General features: G+C 71.3%; 17 protein-coding genes. 8 read left to right on the top strand and 9 right to left on the bottom strand.

Annotated features, from left to right (window positions below; all coding sequences use genetic code 11):
• Positions 1-13: 13 nt before the first annotated feature.
• Positions 14-835 (top strand): 1-acyl-sn-glycerol-3-phosphate acyltransferase, encoded by an 822-nt coding sequence (locus tag K1J57_RS18990; RefSeq protein ID WP_220559910.1) that lies wholly within the window; start codon positions 14-16, stop codon positions 833-835.
• A gap of 67 nt (positions 836-902) precedes the next feature.
• Here the strand turns inward: K1J57_RS18990 and K1J57_RS18985 are convergent, their stop codons facing one another.
• Both K1J57_RS18985 and K1J57_RS18980 read right to left on the bottom strand, forming a co-directional pair.
• On the bottom strand, positions 903-1,844 hold the full coding sequence (locus K1J57_RS18985) for an ROK family glucokinase (RefSeq protein ID WP_220559909.1): 942 nt from the start codon (positions 1,842-1,844) through the stop codon (positions 903-905).
• Between the two features lie 130 nt (positions 1,845-1,974).
• Positions 1,975-2,376: a hypothetical protein gene (locus tag K1J57_RS18980; RefSeq protein WP_220559907.1), complete on the bottom strand. Its 402-nt coding sequence runs from the start codon at positions 2,374-2,376 to the stop codon at positions 1,975-1,977.
• A 376-nt stretch (positions 2,377-2,752) separates the two neighbouring features.
• Between K1J57_RS18980 and K1J57_RS18975 the strand changes: the two genes are divergently transcribed.
• Positions 2,753-4,552 (top strand): long-chain fatty acid--CoA ligase, encoded by a 1,800-nt coding sequence (locus tag K1J57_RS18975; RefSeq protein WP_220559906.1) that lies wholly within the window; start codon positions 2,753-2,755, stop codon positions 4,550-4,552.
• 2,842 nt (positions 4,553-7,394) lie between these two features.
• Here the strand turns inward: K1J57_RS18975 and K1J57_RS18970 are convergent.
• The 4 genes from K1J57_RS18970 to K1J57_RS18955 all read right to left on the bottom strand — a co-directional run bounded on the left by K1J57_RS18970 (position 7,395) and on the right by K1J57_RS18955 (position 11,663).
• Positions 7,395-9,047 carry a cytochrome bc complex cytochrome b subunit gene (locus tag K1J57_RS18970; RefSeq protein WP_220559905.1) on the bottom strand — a complete coding sequence of 551 codons (1,653 nt, stop codon included), beginning with the start codon at positions 9,045-9,047 and terminating at the stop codon, positions 7,395-7,397.
• A 3-nt stretch (positions 9,048-9,050) separates the two neighbouring features.
• Entirely contained in the window at positions 9,051-10,166 is a 1,116-nt protein-coding gene (locus tag K1J57_RS18965) for a ubiquinol-cytochrome c reductase iron-sulfur subunit (RefSeq protein ID WP_220559904.1), read from the bottom strand.
• Positions 10,159-11,052: a cytochrome c gene (locus K1J57_RS18960; protein ID WP_255646425.1), complete on the bottom strand. Its 894-nt coding sequence runs from the start codon at positions 11,050-11,052 to the stop codon at positions 10,159-10,161. Before K1J57_RS18960 ends, K1J57_RS18965 begins: the two co-directional genes overlap by 8 nt.
• Positions 11,053-11,147: 95 nt before the next feature.
• Positions 11,148-11,663: a heme-copper oxidase subunit III gene (locus tag K1J57_RS18955; protein ID WP_255647203.1), complete on the bottom strand. Its 516-nt coding sequence runs from the start codon at positions 11,661-11,663 to the stop codon at positions 11,148-11,150.
• Between the two features lie 593 nt (positions 11,664-12,256).
• Here K1J57_RS18955 and K1J57_RS18950 point away from each other — a divergent pair.
• Positions 12,257-12,694, top strand: a complete 438-nt coding sequence (locus tag K1J57_RS18950) for a hypothetical protein (RefSeq protein ID WP_220559901.1) — start codon at positions 12,257-12,259, stop codon at positions 12,692-12,694.
• 199 nt (positions 12,695-12,893) lie between these two features.
• A complete protein-coding gene (trpD, locus tag K1J57_RS18945) occupies positions 12,894-13,979 on the top strand; it encodes an anthranilate phosphoribosyltransferase (RefSeq protein ID WP_220559900.1) in 1,086 nt (361 codons plus the stop codon).
• A gap of 83 nt (positions 13,980-14,062) precedes the next feature.
• Here trpD and K1J57_RS18940 read toward each other — a convergent pair whose 3' ends face one another.
• Genes K1J57_RS18940 through K1J57_RS18930 form a run of 3 tightly spaced genes read right to left on the bottom strand, consistent with a single transcriptional unit; the run spans position 14,063 to position 16,860 of the window.
• On the bottom strand, positions 14,063-14,338 hold the full coding sequence (locus K1J57_RS18940) for an Lrp/AsnC family transcriptional regulator (RefSeq protein ID WP_220559899.1): 276 nt from the start codon (positions 14,336-14,338) through the stop codon (positions 14,063-14,065).
• A gap of 52 nt (positions 14,339-14,390) precedes the next feature.
• Positions 14,391-15,155 (bottom strand): rhomboid family intramembrane serine protease, encoded by a 765-nt coding sequence (locus K1J57_RS18935; protein ID WP_220559898.1) that lies wholly within the window; start codon positions 15,153-15,155, stop codon positions 14,391-14,393.
• Positions 15,133-16,860 carry a DEDD exonuclease domain-containing protein gene (locus K1J57_RS18930; RefSeq protein WP_220565642.1) on the bottom strand — a complete coding sequence of 576 codons (1,728 nt, stop codon included), beginning with the start codon at positions 16,858-16,860 and terminating at the stop codon, positions 15,133-15,135. The genes K1J57_RS18935 and K1J57_RS18930 overlap by 23 nt, the downstream gene beginning before the upstream one ends.
• A 125-nt stretch (positions 16,861-16,985) precedes the next feature.
• Here K1J57_RS18930 and K1J57_RS18925 point away from each other — a divergent pair, with 125 nt between their 5' ends.
• The 4 genes from K1J57_RS18925 to K1J57_RS18910 all read left to right on the top strand — a co-directional run bounded on the left by K1J57_RS18925 (position 16,986) and on the right by K1J57_RS18910 (position 21,218).
• Positions 16,986-17,267, top strand: coding sequence for a hypothetical protein (locus K1J57_RS18925; RefSeq protein ID WP_220559896.1), 282 nt, complete (start codon positions 16,986-16,988; stop codon positions 17,265-17,267).
• The gene (locus K1J57_RS18920) at positions 17,264-18,637 is read left to right on the top strand and encodes an NYN domain-containing protein (protein WP_220559895.1); all 1,374 of its coding nucleotides are present in this window, start codon (positions 17,264-17,266) and stop codon (positions 18,635-18,637) included. Before K1J57_RS18925 ends, K1J57_RS18920 begins: the two co-directional genes overlap by 4 nt.
• 274 nt (positions 18,638-18,911) lie before the next feature.
• Positions 18,912-19,913, top strand: coding sequence for an NlpC/P60 family protein (locus K1J57_RS18915; protein ID WP_220559894.1), 1,002 nt, complete (start codon positions 18,912-18,914; stop codon positions 19,911-19,913).
• 291 nt (positions 19,914-20,204) lie between these two features.
• On the top strand, positions 20,205-21,218 hold the full coding sequence (locus K1J57_RS18910; protein ID WP_255646424.1) for a C40 family peptidase: 1,014 nt from the start codon (positions 20,205-20,207) through the stop codon (positions 21,216-21,218).
• Positions 21,219-21,281 lie beyond the last annotated feature (63 nt).

Raw genomic sequence — 21,281 nt, 5'->3', positions numbered from 1 at the left:
GTGATCCGAAGAGATGTTCTACTGGGTGGTCAAGGCGATCCTGGGGCCGATCCTGGCCGTGCTGTGGCAGCCCCGCGCCGAGGGCGTGGAGAACGTGCCGCGCCGCGGGCCCGCCCTCATGGTGGGCAACCACCTGTCGTTCTCCGACCATTTCTTCGGGCCGCTGCCGCTGCCGCGCAAGATCACGTTCCTGGCCAAGGCGGAGTACTTCACCGGGACCGGGGTCAAGGGGCTGGCCAGCCGGGCGTTCTTCTCCGGCGTGGGCCAGATCCCCATCGACCGCTCCGGCGGCAAGGCCAGCGAGGCGGCGCTGCGCACCGGGCTGAAGGTGCTCAAGCGCGGCGACCTGCTGGGCATCTACCCCGAGGGCACCCGCTCCCCCGACGGCCGCCTGTACCGGGGCCGCACCGGCGTGGCGCGCATCGCGCTGGAGGCGCGGGTCCCGGTGGTGCCGATGGCGATGATCAACGCCGACAAGATCATGCCCCCCGGGCGCACCGTCCCCAAGCTGGGCATCCGCCCGGTGGTGAAGTTCGGCAAGGCCCTGGACTTCTCGCGGTACTACGGCATGGAGAAGGACCAGCGGGTCCTGCGCGCCGTCACCGACGAGATCATGTACGCGCTCATGGAGCTGTCCGGCCAGGAGTACGTGGACCGCTACGCGCAGGCGGTCAAGGCCGAGCTCGAGGAGGAGGCGCGCGAGGCCCGCAAGGAGCAGAGCGCCGACAGCAGGGAGCGCCGCCGGGCCGAGAAGGAGCGCCGCAAGGAGGAGCGCCGGGCCCGCCGGGCGGAGAAGAAGGCCGCGAAGGCCGCAGGGGACTCCCCCGCCGAATAGACCACGGCGAAGGCCCCGGTGCGCGCACCGGGGCCTTCGCCGTTCCCGGGGGTCGGTGTCCCGGGGGTCAGTGGCGGGCCAGGTCGCCCGCGCCGACGATGCCCGCCTCGCCGCCCAGCTCCGCCAGGCGCACCTCGGCCAGCCGGCGGCCCGGGCGCCCGGAGACGTGGCGGGCGTAGGAGTCGCGGATGGGCTCCAGGATGAACTCGCCGGCGTCGGACACGCCCCCGCCCAGCACGAAGCACTCCGGGTCCAGGATGGCCGCCAGGTCGGCCAGGCCCACGCCGGCCCACTCGCCGATGGTGCGGAAGCAGGAGAGCGCGCCCTCGTCGCCCTCTCCGGCCGCCTCGGTGATCACGTGGCCCTCGATGTGCTCCACGACGCCGCCCGCCAGCTCCAGCATCCGCCGGCCGGCCGCCGGGTCGGTCCGGGCCAGGTCCTGTCCGGCCGCGACCAGGGCGCGGCCGCTCGCGTACTGCTCCCAGCAGCCGTGGTTGCCGCAGGCGCAGCGGCGCCCGTGCGGGACGACCCGGTAGTGGCCGACCTCGGCCGCCACGCCGAAGCGCCCGCGGTGCAGCCGGCCGCCCATGACCAGGCCGCCGCCGATGCCGGTGCCCAGGGTGACGCAGACGAGGTGGTCGCTGCCCCGGCCGGCGCCGAAGCGGGCCTCGGCCCAGGCCGCGGCGTTGGCGTCGTTCTCGATGACGACGGGGAGGCCCGCCCTCTCCTGGACGCGCTCCTTGAGGGGGTCGTCGCGCAGGCCCAGGTTGACGGCGACCTGCACGGTGGCGCGGTCCTCGTCGACGAACCCGGCCACGCCGACCCCGACGGCCTGGACCTCGCCGTGGCGGCCGCGCAGCTCGTCCACGGCCTTGGCGACGACGTCGGCCAGCCCGCGGGGGTCGTTGGCGGGGGTGGGGTACTTGACGCGGTCCAGGATCCGCCCGTCGTGGTCGACCACCCCGGCGGCGACCTTGGTCCCGCCGATGTCCACTCCGATGGTCAGCATGAGGGGCGGCTCCTTCTCACTTACGCCCGAACTCTGACATAAGTAGCCAGGCCCATGGCATGGGTCTTTTCAAATGGTGTAAACCATTCGATTAAACCAGGCTCGGACCGCTGTGGACACCCCGGCTGTGCTACGAGGTGACCTGGCGCCCCTCCCCCTCGGGGCGCTCCTCGGCACGCCAGGGCGCGGAGGTGTCCGGGGCGTGCTCGGAGGCGCGCCGCTCGCGCTCCAGGGAGCGCTCCAGCGCCCCCAGCGTCCTCCCCAGCGCACCCACCATGCCCAGGCCCGCGCGCCCCAGGTGCCCGGCGATCTCCGGGGCCGACTCCCGCACGATGCCCAGGACCTCCTCCACGAGGGGGCGCGGCTCGGGCTCGGCCTCCAGGCGGATGGCCTCCTCCCACACGTCGCCCTTGGGCGGCGGGGAGGTGACCGCGCCGACACCGCGCTTGACCCCGGCGATCAGCAGTCTGCGCTGCAGGCCGTCAACGATCCTCAGGGCGTCATCGATGATGTCGCCGGTGTTCTCCGCCATCAGGTCCTCCTCGACAGGCCGGTTCTCGCTTCACGTTAACCGCCCCGGGGGCGCCGCGCCGGGTGCCCCGGGAGGGATCAGGGAAGGATCAGGGGAGCCCCGATGTTCCACACCGAGAAATGAAACGGACACACGACGCGAACGATCACTGATGTGCGCAAAGCACGACCCGAGCGTATAGTTCGCGTGCGTAACGGGTTCCTGACCTGCACGCTCACCGGACGTCACAGGCCGCACCCGCGTACATACGACCCGCCCAACGGGGGATCACTGTTGGATACCGAACGGCAACCCGTTCTACTCACGAGTAGCATGGTGTTGTTACGGTCGTCACGTCCTTGAACATCCAGAACCCGTACACGTCCAGGAGCATCACGTGCGCGAATACAGCTCTCCCGCGAAAGCCGAGATCTCCGATGACGCGCGGCTGACCGACACGCTCTACGCGCGCGCGGCCGGTGAGCCGAGCGCCGTCGCCGCCCGCCAGCAGGAGTCCGGCCAGTGGCGCGACGTCACCGTCGCGGAGCTGCACGGCGACATCGCCGCCTACGCCAAGGCCCTGATCAACGCCGGCATCGGGCACGGCGACCGCGTCGCCCTGCTGTCGCGCACCCGTTACGAGTGGACCGTCGTCGACTACGCGATCTGGTCCGTCGGCGCCGTCACCGTCCCCATCTACGAGACCTCCTCCGCCGAGCAGATCGAGTGGATCCTCTCCGACTCGGCCGCCAAGGCCGTGTTCGTCGAGAGCCAGGCCCACGCGGAGCGCATCACCTCCGTCCGCGACAAGGCCCCCGAGCTCAAGGAGATCTGGCGCTTCGACGGCCCCGAGTTCGCCGAGCTGCGCGACACCGGGTCCGGGGTCTCCGACGAGGACCTGGAGGAGCGCCGCACCGCGGTCAAGGCCGACGACCTCGCCACCCTCATCTACACCTCCGGCACCACCGGGCGCCCCAAGGGCTGCCAGCTGACGCACCGGAACTTCCTCTTCATCGCGCACAGCGCCCTCGAGGGCCCCGCCAAGCGGGTCCTGCGCGGCCGGGAGAACCCCTCCACCCTGCTCTTCCTGCCGCTGGCGCACGTGTTCGCCCGCTTCGTGCAGGTGATGGTCATCGAGGCCAAGGCCACCCTGGGCCACTACCCCTCCACCGGGCCCGACCTCATCGAGCAGTTCTCGGTGTTCAAGCCGACCTTCCTGCTGGCCGTGCCGCGCGTGTTCGAAAAGGTGTACACCAAGGCCGAGCAGAAGGCCACGGCCGAGGGCAAGGGCAAGATCTTCGCCGCGGCCGCCGACACCGCCATCGCCTACAGCCAGGCGCTGGCCACCGGGCGCATCCCCCTCACGCTCAAGCTCAAGCACGCCCTGTTCGCCAAGCTGGTCTACGGCAAGCTCCTGGCGGCGCTGGGCGGCAACGCCGAGTACGCGGTCTCCGGCGGCTCCGCGCTGGGCGCGCGGCTGGGCCACTTCTTCCGCGGCATCGGGTTCACCATCATCGAGGGCTACGGCCTCACCGAGACCACCGCCCCGACCTCCGTGAACAGCCCGGAGTTCAACAAGATCGGCACCGTCGGCCAGCCGATGCCGGGCACCACCATCCGCATCGCCGAGGACGGGGAGATCCTCCTCAAGGGCGACCACATCATGGTGGGCTACTGGAACAACGAGAAGGCCTCCCAGGAGGCGTTCACCGAGGACGGCTTCTACCGGACCGGCGACCTGGGGTCGCTGGACGACGACGGCTTCCTCAGCATCACCGGGCGCAAGAAGGAGATCATCGTCACCGCGGGCGGCAAGAACGTCGCCCCGGCGGTGCTCGAGGACCGCATCCGCGCCCACGCCCTGGTCAGCCAGTGCATGGTGGTCGGCGACAACCGCAAGTTCATCGCCGCGCTGGTGACGATCGACCCCGAGTCCTTCGAGCAGTGGAAGGCCGCCAACAAGAAGACCGGCGGCATCCCGGAGCTCACCGAGGACCCGGACCTGGTCGCGGCCATCCAGGAGGCGGTCGACCACGCCAACCAGGCGGTGTCCAAGGCCGAGGCGATCAAGAAGTTCAAGATCCTGCCCAGCGACTTCACCGAGGAGAGCGGCCAGATGACCGCCTCCCTGAAGGTCAAGCGCCACGTGGTGAACAAGGAGTGGAGCAAGGAGATCGAGGAGATCTACGCGGGCTGATCTCCACCCCTCACTGGCCGGTCCTCCTCTTCGAGGGGGACCGGTTTTTTCGGGCCTGCCGAAACCCCCGACATACCGGACACCGATCCCACCGGCCCCACCCGCGGCCGGGATCGGGGCGGAGGCCGCAGGCGTCTCCCGCCGCGGTCTGGGGGTGTCCCCGTGTTCTTTCAACGCTGTGATGGGTGGCGGGTCGGCCTGTCGGGGGCCGAGCCGCGACCGGAGGGCGCATCATCTCCTTCGACCCCAGGGGGTGGGGGTGGGCGTTCCCTCCGCCCCAGCCACACGGGGGTGAGGGCCGCACGTACCTGCCGGCCTCGGCCACCGGGGGTTGGCCACCCTCCTCGGAACCCCAGCCACAGCCGGAAGGCATCGCAGCGCCCCCGCCCAGAGGGGTTTCCCACCCGACCGGGAACCTGAGCCACAGCCGGAGGGCACCGCTGGGCCCCCGCCCCAGGGGGGTGAGGGACGCAGGTGGCTTCCCGCTGCGGCCCGAGGGGTGTCCCATGCTCTTTCAACGCTGTGGTGGGTGGCGGGTGTCTGTTGGGGGCCGAGCCACGGTCGGAGGGCGGATCATCTCCTTCGACCCCAGGGGGTGGGGGTGGGCGTTCCCACCGCCCCGGACACACGGGGGTGAGGGCCGCACGTACCTGTCGGCCCCGGCCACAGGGGGTTTCCCGCCTGACCGGGGCCCTCAACCACAGCCGGAGGGCATCGCAGCGCCTCCGCCCCAGGGGGTTTCCCGCCTGACCGGGGCCCTTGACCACTGCCGGAGGGCATCGCTGGGCCCCCACCGCAGGGGGTTTCCCACCCCACCGAGGCCCCGAGCCACAGCCGGAGGGCATCGCTGGGCCCCCGCCCCAGGGGGTGAGGGCCGCAGGCGGCTTCCCGCCCCGGCCCCAGGGGGGTTGGTGCACCCGACCGGGGCCTCGGCCCCAGGGGGTGAAACGGACTGTGAGGTTTCCAAGACGTCCGCCATCTGGGAACGGCGGTCTGTGGTCGCAGCCACAGGTGACTGGTTTCCAAAAGCCCGATCGCTTGTGAAGGCACAGCCGCGGAGCGTGGATCCGTCCCCGCGCAGTCGGTGCTCGGCAGAGCGCCGGGCGGTTTCGTTGGGCGCACATGGTGGGTGGTGGGGGTGCGCTTTCCGGGGACGGGTCCGCGCGAGGTGCGCACACCCGCACCGCCTGGAAAGGTTGTGGGCGCCGGCGGCGGTGGGGGCGCTCCACGCTGTTGCCTACTCCCGCGGATGACCGCGGTACGGACGGGAGCGGGGGTGAAACCCGCACGTACCCGCGACCTCAGCCCCAGACCGGGCACAGGACCGCGACCCTGGCCGTAGGGGGTGAAAGCCGCGCGTTCCCGCGGCAACAGCCAGAGGGGGGTTAGGGAGGAAAGACCGCGACCCCCGCCCCAGGGGGTGTCGCCGCACGTACCCGCGGCATCAGCCTCAGCCCGGACACCAGACCGCGCACCTCCGCCCCAGGGGGTGTGGGAAGGAGGGCCCGCGACCCCGCCCCAGGGGGTGAAAGCGGTACGTACCCGCGCCCTCGGCCCCAGCCCGGACACAGGACCGCGACCTCCACCCCCAGGGGGTGTCGCCGCGCGCACCCGCGACCCTCGCCGCAGGGGGTGAAAGCGGTACGTGCCCGCAGCCTCGGCCACAGCCCGGACACAGGACCGCGACCCCGGCCACGGCGGGGGTGAAGGTGCGCGGTCTCTCCTCCGTGCCTGGGCGGGGGTCGCGGACACGTGCGCGTTTCACCCCCTGTGGCGGGGCTTCCGATTCTTCCTCCCTAACCCCCCTCTGGCTGATGCCGCGGGTACGCGCGGCCTTCACCCCCGTGGGTTGAGCTGCGCGGTCTTGCACCCGGGCTGGGGCTGAGGTCGCGGAAACGTGCGGCGACACCCCCTGGAGCGGGGGGTCGCGGTTCCTCCTCCCCACACCCCCTATGGCTCGGGGCTGCGGGTGCGCGCGGCTTTCACCCCCGGCACTGACCGGTACCGCGGTCACGCGCGGGAGTAGGCAACAGCGTGGAGCCCCCTCACCGCCACCGGCGCCCCCAACCTTTCCAGGCGGTGCGGGTGTGCGCACCTCGCGCGGACCCGTCCCCGGAAAGCGCACCCCCACCACCCACGGTGTGCGCCCAACGCAACCGCCCGGCGCTCTGCCGGGCACCGACTGCGCGGGGACGGATCCACGCTCCGCGACTGTACCTTCACAGGCGATCGGGCTCTTGGAAACCAGTCACCTGTGGCTGCGACCACAGACCGCCCTTCCCAGATGGTGCACGTCCTGGAAACCTCACAGTCCGCTTCACCCCCCGGGGCCCGGGCCGAGTACCGCTCTACCCCAACCCCCTGGGGCCGGGGCGGGAAGCCTCCTGCGGCCCTCACCCCCTATGGCGGAGGAAGCAGCGACGCCCTCCGGCTGTGGCTCAGGGGCCCGATCGGGTGGACAACCCCCTGTGGCGGGGGCCCAGCCACGCCCTCCGGCTGTGGCTGAGGTTTCCAGGTGGGTGGACGACCCCCTGCGGCCGGGGCCCGCAGATACGCGCGCCCCCTGGGGTCGAAGGAGATGATGTGCCCTCCGGTCGTGCCTCGGCCCCATACAGACCGACCCGCCACCCACCGCAGCGTTGAAAAGGCATGAGGGCCCCCTCGGACCGGGGTGCGGGTCCCAGAGCGCCCGCCGGCCGTGGCTGCGGCACCGGACGGTGCCCCCCGCCCCACCCCTCTACAGCGAAGGCCCCGCAACGGGGCCCTGAGGACCCCCGGCGGGCACCCCCCGAAAACGCAGGGACCCGGCCGTCGGCCGGGTCCCTGTGGGGCTTCACCTCGGTCAGTGGTGGGAAGCGTGCTCCTTCACGACCTCGTCGGAGTGGTGGAGGTGGTGGCCGCTGTGCGGCTCCACCCCGTCCAGGGACACGTTGTCCTTGGTGTACCACTCGGCGAGGGCGCGGCGGAGGCGGCCCTTGGCCTTGCGCGACGCGGGGTTCTTGACGCCCTTGTCGTCGGTCTCGGGCTCGGTGAGGGCCGTGGAGGTGATCTCCGGCTTGCTGGCCAGGACCTCCGTGGTCTCCTCCGAGTTGCGCTTGTGCACCTCGATGAACTCACCGCTGGGCAGCTGCTGGATGATGCCGCTCTCGTACCCGTGCTCCAGGCTCTCCCGGTCACGGCGCTGCAGGCCCAGGCAGATGCGCTTGGCGACGATGAAGGCGATGATCGGCCCGACGATGGCCAGTACACGGAAGATGTACGTGGTCACGTAGAGGCTGATCGAGAACGTCTCCGAGATGATGTCGTTCGACCCGGCGAGCCACAGGATCCCGTAGAACGTGATGCCCGCGGCGCCCACGGCGGTGCGGACCGGGGCGTTGCGCGGCCGGTCGGCCACGTTGTGCGCCCGCTTATCGCCGGTGATCCACTGCTCCAGGAACGGCCAGGCGCCCAGACCGCCGAAGATGATGCCCGGGATGACGAGTCCGGGCACCAGCACGCCGATGGGGACGGCGTAGCCGAAGATCTGGAAGTCGAACCAGTTCGGGAAGATGCGCAGCGAACCCTCCATGAAGCCCATGTACCAGTCGGGCTGGAGCCCGGAGGTGATGGACGTCGGGGTGAAGGGCCCGAACAGGTGGATCGGGTTGATCTGCACGAACGCGCTCAGACCCGCGATCACCGCGAAGGTGAAGAAGAAGAACCCGCCGGCCTTGACCGCGAAGCCGGGGAACATCGGGGTTCCCACCACGGTCTTGTCCGTACGCCCCGGTCCGGGGTACTGGGTGTGCTTCTGGTGCCACAGGATCATGAAGTGCGCGACGATGAGCCCCAGCAGGAGCGCCGGGATCGCCAGCACGTGCAGCATGTACAGGCGCGTGATGATGTCCTCGCCGGGGAACTCCCCGCCGAACAGGAACATCGAGATGTACGTGCCGACCAGCGGCAGCGCCAGCATCACGCCCTGGAGGATGCGAACGCCCATGCCCGAGGGCAGGTCGTCCGGCAGCGAGTAGCCGAAGAGGCCCTCGAGCATCGCCAGGGTGAAGATCACGACGCCGATGATCCAGTTGATCTCGCGCGGCTTGCGGAACGCCCCGGTGAAGAACACGCGGAGCATGTGCACGACGAGCGAGGCCACGAAGATCAGCGCGGCCCAGTGGTGGATCTGGCGGACCAGGAACCCGCCGCGCACCGCGAAGTCGATGTGCAGCGTCGAGGCGTACGCCTCCGACATGACGACGCCGTTGAGGCGCTCGTAGGGCCCGTCGTAGACGACCTCGATCATGCTCGGCTTGAACCAGAGCGTGAGGAAGACACCGGTGACGAGCAGGATGATGAACGAGTACAGCGCGATCTCGCCCAGCATGAACGACCAGTGGTTCGGGAAGACCTTGCGCAGGTTCTTCTCGCCCATCTTGGCGACGTGGAAGCGGTCGTCGATGAAGTTGCCGACGCCGCGCAGCGCCTTGGGTGCTTGGGTGGTCTTGCTCATCGACTAGTCCTTCGCGTAATCCCAGAACGTCGGACCGGGCGGCTCGGTGAAGTCGCCCCGCGCGATGAGGTAGCCCTCATCGTCGACGCCGATGGGAAGCTGCGGCAGCGGCCGGTGGGCCGGGCCGAAGACGACCTTGGCGGCGTCCGACGCGTCGAACGTGGACTGGTGGCACGGGCACAGGATGCGGTGCGTCGTGCGCTCGTACAGCGCGGCCGGGCAGCCCACGTGGGTGCAGATCTTCGAGTAGGCGATGATCCCATTGTGCGTCCAATTCAGACGCGGGGCCACCTCCCCGTCGACCTCGATCTCGTCCTCCATGCTCGGCTTCCAGTCCTCGGCCGGCATCTTGATGAGCAGGATGACGGACTTGGCGGAGTCGTTGAGGCTGATCCCGTGCGGGTAGTGGTCGTCGTCGACGGCGGGGAGGGCGGAGATCATCCCGTACGGGTCGTTCTCGAAGTCCTCGGCGCGCACGTAGCGGTGCGTGCCCTCGACGTACATGCGGCGGCCGTTCTCCCACGGCGTGTTCTTCAGCTTGTCGCCGGGCAGCGGGCCGGTGTCGCGCAGCAGCACGAGCGGGGCCAGGCCCAGCGGCACCATCGCCAGGATGAGGGTGCGGCGCATGAGCGGGCGCTTGGTGAACCCGCTCTCGTCGGCGCCCCGCATGAAGAAGTCGCTGAAGGACCCCTTCTCCTGGTCGCTGGAGGGCAGCTCGTCGTAGGGCGAGGAGACCTCGTAGTGCGGCATGACCTTGCGGGCCCACACCGTCATGCCCGCGCCGATGCCGAACATGGCGAGGGTGAGCGTGCCGCCCAGGAGCATGTTCGAGTACTGGCCCAGCTGCGGGTCGGCGATCTCGCCGGGGGTGAACAGGAAGTAGGAGACCAGGAACCCCATCCCGCCCAGGAAGGCGAGGACGAACCAGAGGGAGGCGACCCTCTCTCCGGCCCGCTGCTGCTCCTCGGAGCTGAAGTGGGTCTCCGACGCCGGGTACGGGCCGGCGTGCTCTTCCTCGGGACGGGGACCGTCGGTCACGACGGGCCTGTCGTCCGTGGGGGTGCCGACGACGCGCTCGGGCGTCTCGTCACCGTTGTTGTTGGTGTTGTTCTCAGTCATGGGCACGCTGCTTCGCGGTGATCCAGATCGCGCAGGCGACGATCAGGGCGAGCCCGACGACCCACCCGATCAGGCCTTCGGCGACCTGGCCGACCCGCTGGAGGTCGAAAATGCCACCGGCGTTCGGTTCGGCCTGGAGGGTCTTGACGTAGGAGATGAGCTCCTGCTTCTCCTCCGGCGCGAGGACGCCGTCGCTGAACATCGGCATGGCGCCGGGGCCGCTGACCATGGCCTCGTAGATCTCACGCGGAGTCGAGTCGTGGATCTCGGGCGCCCACCGGCCGTCGGTGAGCGCGCCGCCGCCGCCGGACCAGCCGTGGCAGTGGGCGCAGTTGGTCAGGTACAGGCGCATGCCCATCTCGGTGTCATCGGCACCGGAGATGTAGTCGTCGTACTCGGCCTCGTACTCCTCGAGGGCCGCCTGGTACTCGGCCTCGGCCTCCTCGACGGCCTCGTGGTAGGCCTCATCGCTGTCGAAGTCGCTGCGGAGCGGCTCGAAGTCGGCGAAGTCCGGGGCGACGTCGGGAACGTCGTACGGGATCTCGGCGCCGTTGCCGCCGTTGCGGATCGACTCGTTGTAGTAGGCGATCAGGTTGGCCAGTTCCTGCTCGGTCATGACCATCGGCTTGCGCGGCATCTGCGCGTCCGGGTTCATGGACGGCATGCGGCCGGTGCTGACCTGGAAGTCGATCGCCGCGGGACCAACGTCGCGCAGGTCCGGGCCGAACTCGCCGCCCGAACCGTCCAGGCCGTGGCACGAGGCGCAGGTCTGGTCGAAGATGGTCTTGCCCTCGGCGACGTCCACGTCCTCGGGGGACGGGGCGTCAGCGGCGAGGGTCTGCGCCTGCGCCTGGTCGGAGGTGGGGGCCACTGCGGCGTACCCCACCCCGAACAGGGCTAGCGCGAGGATGACGACGACATACCCCGCAAGGGGATGCCGTCGCCGCGCGGTAATCCATTTCACGGTTTCCCCGTTTCGGGTTACTGGATGAAGTAGATGGTGAAGAACAAAGCGATCCAGACCACGTCGACGAAGTGCCAGTAGTAGGACACGACGATCGCACTGGTCGCCTGCTGGTGAGTGAAGCGCTTCGCTGCGTACGTACGTCCCAGCATGATGAGGAACGCGATCAGACCACCGATGACGTGGAGTCCGTGGAAGCCCGTGGTCAGGTAGAACATCGACCCGTAGGGGCTGGACTGCAGGGTGAGGCCCTCGTGCGCGATGAGTTCGTAGTACTCGTACGCCTGCCCCAGAACGAAGAACAGGCCCATGAAGAACGTGATGAAGAACCACATGCGCAGCTTCTTCACGTCACCGCGCTCGGCGGCCCAGACGCCTGCCTGAGCGGTGAAGCTGGAAGCCACGAGGACCACGGTGATCGTCGAGGCCCACGGCACGTTGAGGTGCGTGTCGGGCCAGGCCCCCAGGTCGGGGTTGCCGTTGATCACCGATCGGATGGTGAAGTACATCGCGAACAGCGCAGCGAAGAACATGAGCTCGTTGGCCAACCACACGATGGTGCCAACGCTCACCAGGTCAGGACGCTTTGCCGCACCATGGGCTGGTGTCGGTGCTGTTTTTGGTTTCGCGGTTGCTGTCGCCACGGGAGCATTATTACGGCATCTCGCGAAGGTCCGTACTCGACCCCCCGTAAGGAGGCGGATCGGTACCGGTATCGACCGTCTCGCGGCCTCCGGGCAGGGGTTTCACCGTGACTCGGGCGTTACTGTACCGCCTCGGCCCGTCCCTGCGGCCCTCCGACGCGCCCGCGTCCGGCCCCGGACGCGATCCTCGGGCACCGAAGGCGTTCCGTACCCCCCTGGATGCCCCTTCAATCCCCTTCGTCCAACGGCGGGACAACGAAACGGTCACCGTTGCACAACGCCCGCCGCGAGGCCGGTTAGCGCACCCCGGGGAGGTACTGGCATCCTGTGGTGTCGAAGGTCTCAGCCCCGCACCGGCGGATCCGGAACTCCTGGGCACCGGGACCCCAAGGCAATAGAGTCAGAGGCACACAGCCTACGAACGCCTCGGCCGCACCCCCCACGGCGGCGGCCCTGGTCCGAAGCGATGGGACGGTTGCGCGATGGTGGACAGCGGTACGGACACGGGTGCCCGGATGCGCGTGCTGGTCTACAGCGACAAGGCCGACACCCGCGAGCAGGTGCGCCTGGCGATCGGCCGCCGACCGGCCGCGGACGTGCCCAGGGTGGAGCTCGTCGAGTGCGCCACGGCGCCGATGGTGCTGCGCAAGCTGGAGGAGACCGACCCCTCCGAGCGCATCGACGTGGCGATCTTCGACGGCGAGGCCGCCCCCGTCGGCGGCATGGGCCTGTGCCGCCAGGTCAAGGACGAGATCTACCGGTGCCCGCCGGTGCTGCTGCTGGTGGGCCGCCGCGACGACGGCTGGCTGGCGACCTGGTCGCAGGCGGAGCAGGTGGTCAGCCACCCGATCGACCCGGTCGCGCTGGCCGGCTCGCTGGCGGAGCTGATGCGCCGCCGGCTCACCGCGCTCAGCGGGTGACCTCCGTGACGAGTGACAACGGCGAGGGGAGCATGCGCCGTCGCCGCGCGGTGGGCGGTGCCCTGAACCACGGCGCCGACACCGGGCGATGGCGTGGCGGCGCCCTCCCCCGTCCCCCGCTGCACTGAGAAGGGCCGCGGCGCGGTCGTGACCGCGCCGCGCCCGTGCGGCCCCACGCCCTTGTCACCCTGGAGTCGAAATGAACGTCCCCGCCGCCGAGCCCCGAGAGAACTCCGCCGTCACCGAGCGGACCTGGGCCAACCTCATCACCGCCCTGCTGGGCGGGACCACCCTCAGCTCCGCCGACACGGCGTGGGCGATGAACGAGATCATGTCGGGCTCGGCGACCGACGCGCAGATCGCGGGCTTCGCGATCGCGCTGCGCGCCAAGGGCGAGAGCGTGTCGGAGGTGACCGGCCTGGCCCGGGGCATGCTCGACAACGCCGTCCGCATCGAGGTGCCCGGCCCCACCCTGGACATCGTCGGCACCGGCGGCGACCGGGCGCACACCGTGAACGTGTCGACGATGGCGGCGATCGTCGCCGCGGCGGCCGGGGCCCGCGTGGTCAAGCACGGCAACCGCGCCGCGTCCTCCTCCTGCGGGACGGCGGACGTGCTGGAGCGGCTGGGCGTGGTCCTGGACCTGCCGCCGGAGCTGACCGTGCGGGTGGCGCAGGAGGCGGGCATCGCGTTCTGCTTCGCCCCGGTCTTCCACCCCTCGTTCCGGTTCACCGCCAAGCCGCGCCGCGAGCTGGCGGTGCCGACGGTGTTCAACTTCCTGGGCCCGCTCACCAACCCGGCGCAGACGACGGCGGCCGCCATCGGCGTGTTCGACGAGCGCATGTGCGAGGTGATGGCCGGGGTGTTCGCCGGGCGGGGCGCGTCGGCGCTGGTGTTCCGCGGCGACGACGGCCTGGACGAGCTGACCACCACGACCACCTCCACCGTGTGGGTGGTGCGCGACGGGGCCGCCCGGCGCGAGACGCTGGACCCGGCCGACCTGGGCATCCCCCGGTCCGCGCCGGACGCGCTGCGCGGCGGCGACGTGGAGTTCAACGCCCGCGCGGTGCGCGACCTGCTGGCGGGCCGCCCCGGCCCGGTGCGCGACGCGGTCCTGCTGAACGCCGGCGCGGCGCTGGCCGCCGTCGACGGGGTCGAGGGGCCGCTGGTGGACGCGGTGCGCGCGGGGTACGAGCGGGCGGAGGCCGCGATCGACGGCGGTGCCGCCGAGCGGACCCTGGCGACCTGGGTGGAGACCAGCCAGGAGCTGGCCAAGGACCTCTAGGGCGCGTCCGGCGGGTCCCGAGGGGTCCCGCCGGAGAGCGCGAAGGGGCGGGCGCCGCGCGGCGCCCGCCCCTTCGCGTGCGGCTACCAGCCGATGGCGAACGCGGACTCCAGGTCGTGCTTGGAGTAGGTCTGGAAGGAGATGTGGGTGTCGGAGGAGAGCACGCCGGGCACCTTGTTGACCCGCCCGGGGATGACCTCGGCGAGGTCCTCGTGGCGGCGGACCCGCACCATGGCGATGAGGTCGACCCCGCCGGTGACCGAGTAGACCTCGCTCACCCCGTCGATCTCGGCGATGGCCTCGGCGACCTCGGGGATGCGGTGGACGTCGGCCTTGATCATGACGATCGCGGTGATCACTGTGCCTCCTGGGCGGTGTCGGCGCGGGCGGAGGTCCCGGGGCCGCGCACGGCTAGTAGACGTCGGAGAGCCGCGTCCCGGAGCGCCATCGCAGCCGGTAGACCACCCATCCCACGACCACCCCGGCCACGAATCCGTACACGTGCGCCGCGTAGGCGACGCCGGAGCCCGCACCGGGGGCGTTCGATGTGGTGACGTAGAGAAGATACTGAAGGACGAAGTAGCTGCCCACCAGCGCCCACCCGGGCAGGCGCATGGGGACCACCCCGAACACCAGGGTGGTGACCCGGCTGCGGAACTGCACGACCAGGTAGGCGCCGAGCACCCCGGAGATCGCGCCGGAGGCGCCGACCATGGGGATCATGCCCTGCGGGTCGCCCAGGGCGAAGCCGTAGGCGGCGGCCAGGCCGGTGACCGCGTACAGCGCCAGGAACCGCAGCCGCCCGATCCGGTCCTCCACCACCGGCCCGAACACGAACAGGTAGACCATGTTGCCCACCAGGTGGGCGGCGCCGGAGTGGACGAACATGGAGGCGAACACCGACAGCCACACCTGTTTGCCCTCGATGCTCCCGCACTGGGGGACGACCGGGTCGGCCAGGTCGGTGTGCCCGAACATCTCGGCGGGGACCGCGCCCCAGCGCATGAAGTAGTCCTGGATCGAGCAGAAGCGCTCGACCATGTCGGCCGGGTACCAGACCGCCGTGGTCGCCTGCGGCGACATCAGGTAGGCCAGCACGTTGGCCGCGATCAGCAGGTAGGCGACGACGGGGGTGCGGCGGACCGGGTGGTCGTCATTGAGCGGTAGCGCGGCCATGCGCCCAGTGTGTCATCTCCGTGTGCGCCTCGGCCGACCGCAGCGGGCATGTCCACTCCCCGTCGATCTCCACCAGGCGCGTCGCGGGGTCGTCCAGCCAGGCCAGGATCAGCTCGGTCTCGCCGGGCAGGGCGGCGGACTGCGGGGGGACGGCCGGCTCGACGGTCTCGGCGGTGGCGGCCAGGGCGCGCAGGAACGCCGCGGGGTCGGTGCCGGGCTCCAGCACGGCGCTGGCGGCCAGCCGCCCGTGGCGGACCACGCAGGTGTCCCACCCGGTGGGGCCGCGCCGGGTCGCGACCAGGTGGGGGACGGCGGCGAGGGCGGCCATGCGCTGGGCGCGGCGGGCGCCGCGCAGGAACGCGGCGAGCCGGTCCCGCAGCGCCGCGGCCTCCTCGTAGCGCAGGTCGGCGGAGAGTTCGGCGATGCGCTCGGTGTGGGCGGCCACGACGGCGCCGGGGTCGCCGGTCATGGCGGTGCGGGCGGCCGCGGCGTGCTCCAGGTAGGCGTCCAGGGGCTCGGTGCCGTCGCAGGGCGCGCCGCAGCGGCCCATCTGGGCGAGCACGCAGGGGACGACCCCGCCGGTGCCGCCGGGGGTGAGCCGGTGCGTGCACCGGCGCAGCGGCAGGGCGTGCAGCAGCGCCTCCTTGGCCCGCTCGGCCTCGTGGGCCGACGCGTAGGGGCCGATGTAGGGGGCGCCGTCGTCCTTGACGGTGGTCACCACCGACAGGCGGGGGTAGGGCTCGGCGGTCAGGGTGACCCAGCGGACCCGTTCGGGGTTGCGCGAGCGCCGGTTGTAGGGGGGTTTGCGCTCGGCGATGATGCGCAGCTCGCGCACCGACGCCTCCAGGTCGGTGGCGCACACGATGGGGGTGACGCCCGCCGCCACCCCGGCCATCTCCCGGATTCGCTGGCGGTTCTCGGCGGCGGTGAAGTAGGAGGCGACCCGGCGGCGCAGGTTGTTGCTCTTGCCCACGTACAGGTCGGCGCCGCGCGCGTCGGTGAACACGTACACCCCGGGGCGCTCGGGCAGCCCCTCGGCCAGGTGCCGCTTGGCGCGCTGGGCCTTGGTGGGCGGTTTGGTGACCGCGCGCAGCTCCTCAAGGCTGCCCACCCCCAGCGGGGTGAGGCGGTCGATGAGCCCGGTGAGGACGGTGACGGTGGCGCGGGCGTCGTCCAGGGCCCGGTGGTTGGGGGTGACCGGTGAGCCGAAGAACGCCGCCAGGGTGCCCAGCCGGTGGTTGCGGGTCTGCCCCTGGGGCAGGACGGCGCGGGCCAGGCGCAGGGTGTCCACCACCGGCGGGTCCGGCCAGGTCGCGCCGTGGCGCTCGCAGGCAGCCTTGAGGAACCCGACGTCGAAGGGGGCGTTGTGGGCGACCAGGGCGGTGTGCTCCTGCGCGGTGAGGAGGGCCAGCACCCGCGGCAGCACCTCCTCCAGGGGCGGCGCGGTGGCCACCATGGACTGGGTGATGCCGGTCAGCAGGGTGATCTCGGCGGGGATGAGCACACCGGGGTCCACCAGTGTGGTGAACTCCTCCTCCACCCGCCCGCCGCGCACCCGCACCGCGCCGACCTCGGTGATCCGGGAGTTCGTGGCGCTGGTGCCGGTCGTCTCCAAGTCCAGCACGACGAAGGACACGGCGCCCAGCGGAGTGCCGATGTCGCCGATGTCGAGTTGCACGCCCGTGGGCGCCGCGGACCGTCGAATCACCCGGTCAGGGTAATCGGAGGCGACGACCGAACACGGCCGCCCTCCGGTCCGGGCCACCCGACGTGGAAAGATGTGGGTGTCGGGACGTAAGTCCCGCACTTACCCGATCAAGAGGAGGAACCGTGGGGATCGCGATGCCGGGTGACAATGAGCGGTGGCGGTGCACCGGATGCGGCAACCTCACGCGGTTCGACGTGACGCGCACGGTCCGCTCCCAGGACTTCGTGCACCTGGACCTGTCCGGTGAGGGGCGGGTGGAGGAGCGCACCGTGCTGTCCGAGACGATCGAGCAGGTGAAGTGCCGCTGGTGCGGGGCCACGGACCGCATCGAGACCATCGCCCGCCCCGACGCCGACCGGTCGGTCTCCGACACTTCGGCGGAGAGCCCGACGGGTCGGGCATGAGCACCCGCCCGGAGGCCGGCGACTCCGGGAACGGGGCGGCCCCCGCGCACGGCCGCGGGGAGGACGGGGAGCGGCTGCTGCGCCCCCTGCCCGAGGCCGTGCGCTCCCGGGTCATCGACTACGGGTCCGACGTGCTGGGCGGCATGCGCGCCGCCGAGCTGCCCGCCCCGCTGCGGCGGGTGGCCAAGTTCGAGCCGCGCCGCCGGGCCCGGCTGGCCGGGCCGCAGATCGCCGCACAGCTGGAGACCGACCCGGAGTTCCGGTCCCTGGTGGCCGAGCGGGTCGAGCAGGTGTGGCCCGAGCTGGCCGAGGGGCTGCGCTCGGGTGTGGTGCCCCCGGCCGCCGACCCCGTGGCGGTGGGGGCCTGCGCGTACCTGCTGCGGCCGCCGGGGTGGGCCGACATCGTCGAGGGCGTCCACCGCGAGCTGGACCGTGAGGCCGGGGCCAAGGAGGCCGACGAGGCCGCCGAGGCCCTGGAGGAGGTGAACCGCCGTCTGGCCCAGGCCCGCGAGGAGCACCGGGTCGAGACGGACCGGCTGCGCGCCCAGCTCAAGGAGCACAAGGCCGAGATCTCGGAGCTGCGCCAGAAGGTGCACACCGAACGCCGCCGTGCCCGGGAGGCGGCGGCCCGTGCCGAGCAGGCGGCGCTCCAGGCCGACGAGCGCGCCGCGGAGGCCACCGGCCGGGTCGGCGCCCTGGAGTCGGAGAACCGGCGGCTGAAGTCCCGGCTGTCGGCGGCGGAGGCGCAGGTGGAGAACGCGCGGCGGGCCGTGCGGGCGGGCCGCAACGCCGACGAGGCGCGGCTGCGCGTGCTGCTGGACGTGCTGGTCGACGCCTCCCACGGGCTGCGGCGCGAGCTCGCGCTGCCGGCCGCGGTGGACTCCCCCGCCGACCTGGTGGCGGCCGAGGCGGACGAGCGCCGCCGGGTGTCGCTGGGCGGGCTGCCCGACGACGACCCCGGCCTGCTCGAACACCTGCTGACGGTGCCGCGCGTGCACCTGCTGGTGGACGGCTACAACGTCACCAAGACCGGCTACGGGACCCTGCCCCTGGCCGACCAGCGCACCCGGCTGCTGTCCTCCCTGGAGGGGCTGGCCAGCCGCACCAAGGCGGAGATCACCTGTGTCTTCGACGGGGCCGACGTGGACGCCCCGCCGGCGGTGGCCCAGACCCGCCGGGTGCGGCTGCTGTTCAGCGCGCCCGGGGAGACGGCGGACGAGCTGATCGTGCGCCTGGTGCGGGCCGAGCCGCCCGGGCGGCCGATCGCCGTGGTCACCTCCGACCGGGAGATCGTGGGCGCGGTGCGCCGGGCCGGGGCGCGGGCGATCTCCTCGCCCATCTTCCTGCGCAGGTTGGAGTCGCACGGCTGACGCGGGTGCGGTGCCCGGGGCACCGCATCCGCTTCCGTGCCCCCCTGAGATCCTCGCCATGTGTTCGACCGTGTGGTTGAGCCGTGCCGTACGGTCCGCTAGGTTCTACCGGGAACGTGAGTGCTCTACCGGATAGAACACCACCCGTGTGTCCCCGGTGGGTCCCGCACACTCACGCCCGGTGCCCGCGTCCCGGACGCGGGTGCTCCCCTTGTACGTGTTCTCCCCAGCACCCCCGTGCGGACTTCTCACACCCCAAGGAGCGTGGCCCGCCATGAAGAACACCGGTGGTCGGCGTACGGCTCGCCGCATCGCTGCCTCGACCGGAATCGGAGCGGTCGTCGCAAGCTCCCTCCTCGTCCCCGGCACCGCCCACGCGGACCCCACCCGCGAAGAGGTCGAGGAGGAGATCGAGCGCCTCAACGAGGAGGCCTCCACCGCGGTCGAGGAGTACAACCAGGCCAAGGAGGACCACGAGGTCGCCGAGGCCCGGTACGAGGAACTCGAGGAGCAGGTCGGGGACGAGCAGGAGAACTACGAGGCCCTCAAGGAGAAGGTCCAGAAGCTCGCCAACGCGACCTACCAGTCCGGCGACCTGGACTCGATCACCAACATCCTGACCTCCGACGGCCCCGAGGGGCTGCTGGAGCAGAACGCCGACCTCACCTACCTCTCCGAGACCCACCAGACCCAGCTGGACGAGTTCGGCGAGTCCGCCGAGCGCCTGTTCTCCCTCAAGGACGAGTCCGAGGAGGCTCTGAAGGAGGCCGAGGAGGCGCTGGAGGAGGCCGAGGAGGCCAAGAAGGAGGTGGAGGAGAAGATCGAGGCGCAGGAGGAGCTGCTCGCCGAGTTCCCCGACGCCGACGCCTCCACCGAGGGCGCCAACGACTCCGGCGGCCAGTCCTACACGGGCGGCGCCTCGGGCAGCGCGGGCGCCGCGCTGGACTTCGCCTACGCCCAGATCGGCAAGCCCTACATCTACGGCGGCACCGGCCCCAACGGCTACGACTGCTCCGGCCTGGTGCAGGCCTCCTGGCGCGCCGGCGGCGTGGACCTGCCCCGGACCACGTACTCGCAGGCCGAGGTGGGCAACCGCATCTACGACATCAACGCCCTCCAGCCGGGCGACATCATGTTCTTCACCGGGCTGAGCCACAACGGCCTGTACGCGGGCGGCGGGCAGATGGTGCACGCCCCGCGCACCGGCCGCAACATCGAGGTGGTCGGACTGGCCGCCTACTGGGGCGGCGTGTTCGAGTTCGCCGTGCGCCCCTGACGCACTCCCGGTCCCGCCGAGGCCGTCCCCTTCCACGGGGGGCGGCCTCGCGGCGTTCCCGGGTGAAGGGCCGTCGTGTCCGCTCTCGCCGCGGTTTCTTACGCCCCCTTTTCGGCCATATCCGGCCATGGTTCTGAACATCACGAAAAGGTTGAGAGCGCCCCGGGGATGCACTAGTGTTCAACGCCGAACGTCTTTCGGCCCCTTCACCGCGCCGGTCCGGTCCCCCGCACCGCACCCCGGAAGCCCCTGTTCCGGTCGGCGCCTCCCTTGAGGAAGGTGTTTCCCACCGTGTCCGTATCGCGCCGCATATCGGTCGTTGCCGTCCTGTCCTGCGGAGCGTTCCTGCTGCCCGCGTCGGTCGCGTACGCCGAGCCGACCGCCGATGAGGTCCGCGAGGAGATCGAACGCCTCGAAGAGGAGTTCGCCGAGCTCAACGCGACCTACAACGAGGCGAAGGAGGACCACGAGGTCGCCGAGGAGAAGCTCGAGGACATCCGAGAGGACCTCGAGGAGGCCCAGGAGCGGGTGGAGAAGCTGGGCCGCGGCGTGCGCACCCTGGCCAACCTCGCCTACACCGGCACGGACTTCACCTCCCCCACCCAGCTGATCGGCTCGGGCGCCCCCGAGGAGGCGATGTTCCACCAGGCCGACCTGACCTACCTCTCCGAGCAGCACAACGCCAGCCTCGACCGGTACCTCGAGGAACTGGAGGAGCTGGAAACGCTGGAGGCCGAGGCCGAGGAGACCGAGGAGGAGGCCGCCGAGGCCCTCAAGGAGGCCGAGGAGGCCACCGAGGCGGCCGAGGAGAAGATGGAGGAGCAGGAGGCCCTGCTCGGCGAGCTGACCGAGGAGGAGCGGGCCGCGGCCACCTCCAACACCGCCAACACCGGCGGCTCCACCGGGGGCTCCGGCGGGGGCGGCTCCAGCTACACCGGTCCGGCCTCGGGCAACGCCCGGGTCGCCCTGGACTTCGCCTACGCCCAGATCGGCAAGCCCTACGTGTGGGGCGGCACCGGCCCCAACGGCTACGACTGCTCCGGCCTGACCCAGGCCGCCTGGGCGCAGGCGGGCGTGAGCCTGCCGCGCACCACCTACGACCAGGTCAACGCGGGCCAGCGGGTCTCCTGGGAGAACAAGCAGCCCGGCGACCTGCTGTTCTTCTACGGCTCCAGCCCGAGCCACGTGGGCCTGTACGCGGGCAACGGCATGATGGTGCATGCCTCGACCTCGGGCAAGCCCATCGGCGAGGTCGCCCTCAACGACTACTACCGGTCCAACTTCGTCGCGGCCGTCCGCCCGTAGGGCGCGCCCTGCGGACCCGCTCCGCTCCTTCGGGCCCCGCACCGGCATTTCGGTGCGGGGCTC

The organism is Nocardiopsis sp. MT53 (genome assembly GCF_019598965.1).
Taxonomy (GTDB): Bacteria; Actinomycetota; Actinomycetes; order Streptosporangiales; family Streptosporangiaceae; genus Nocardiopsis; species Nocardiopsis changdeensis.
Note: the sequence above shows the minus strand (reverse complement) of the source record. Positions and strands in the feature narration are given on the sequence as shown.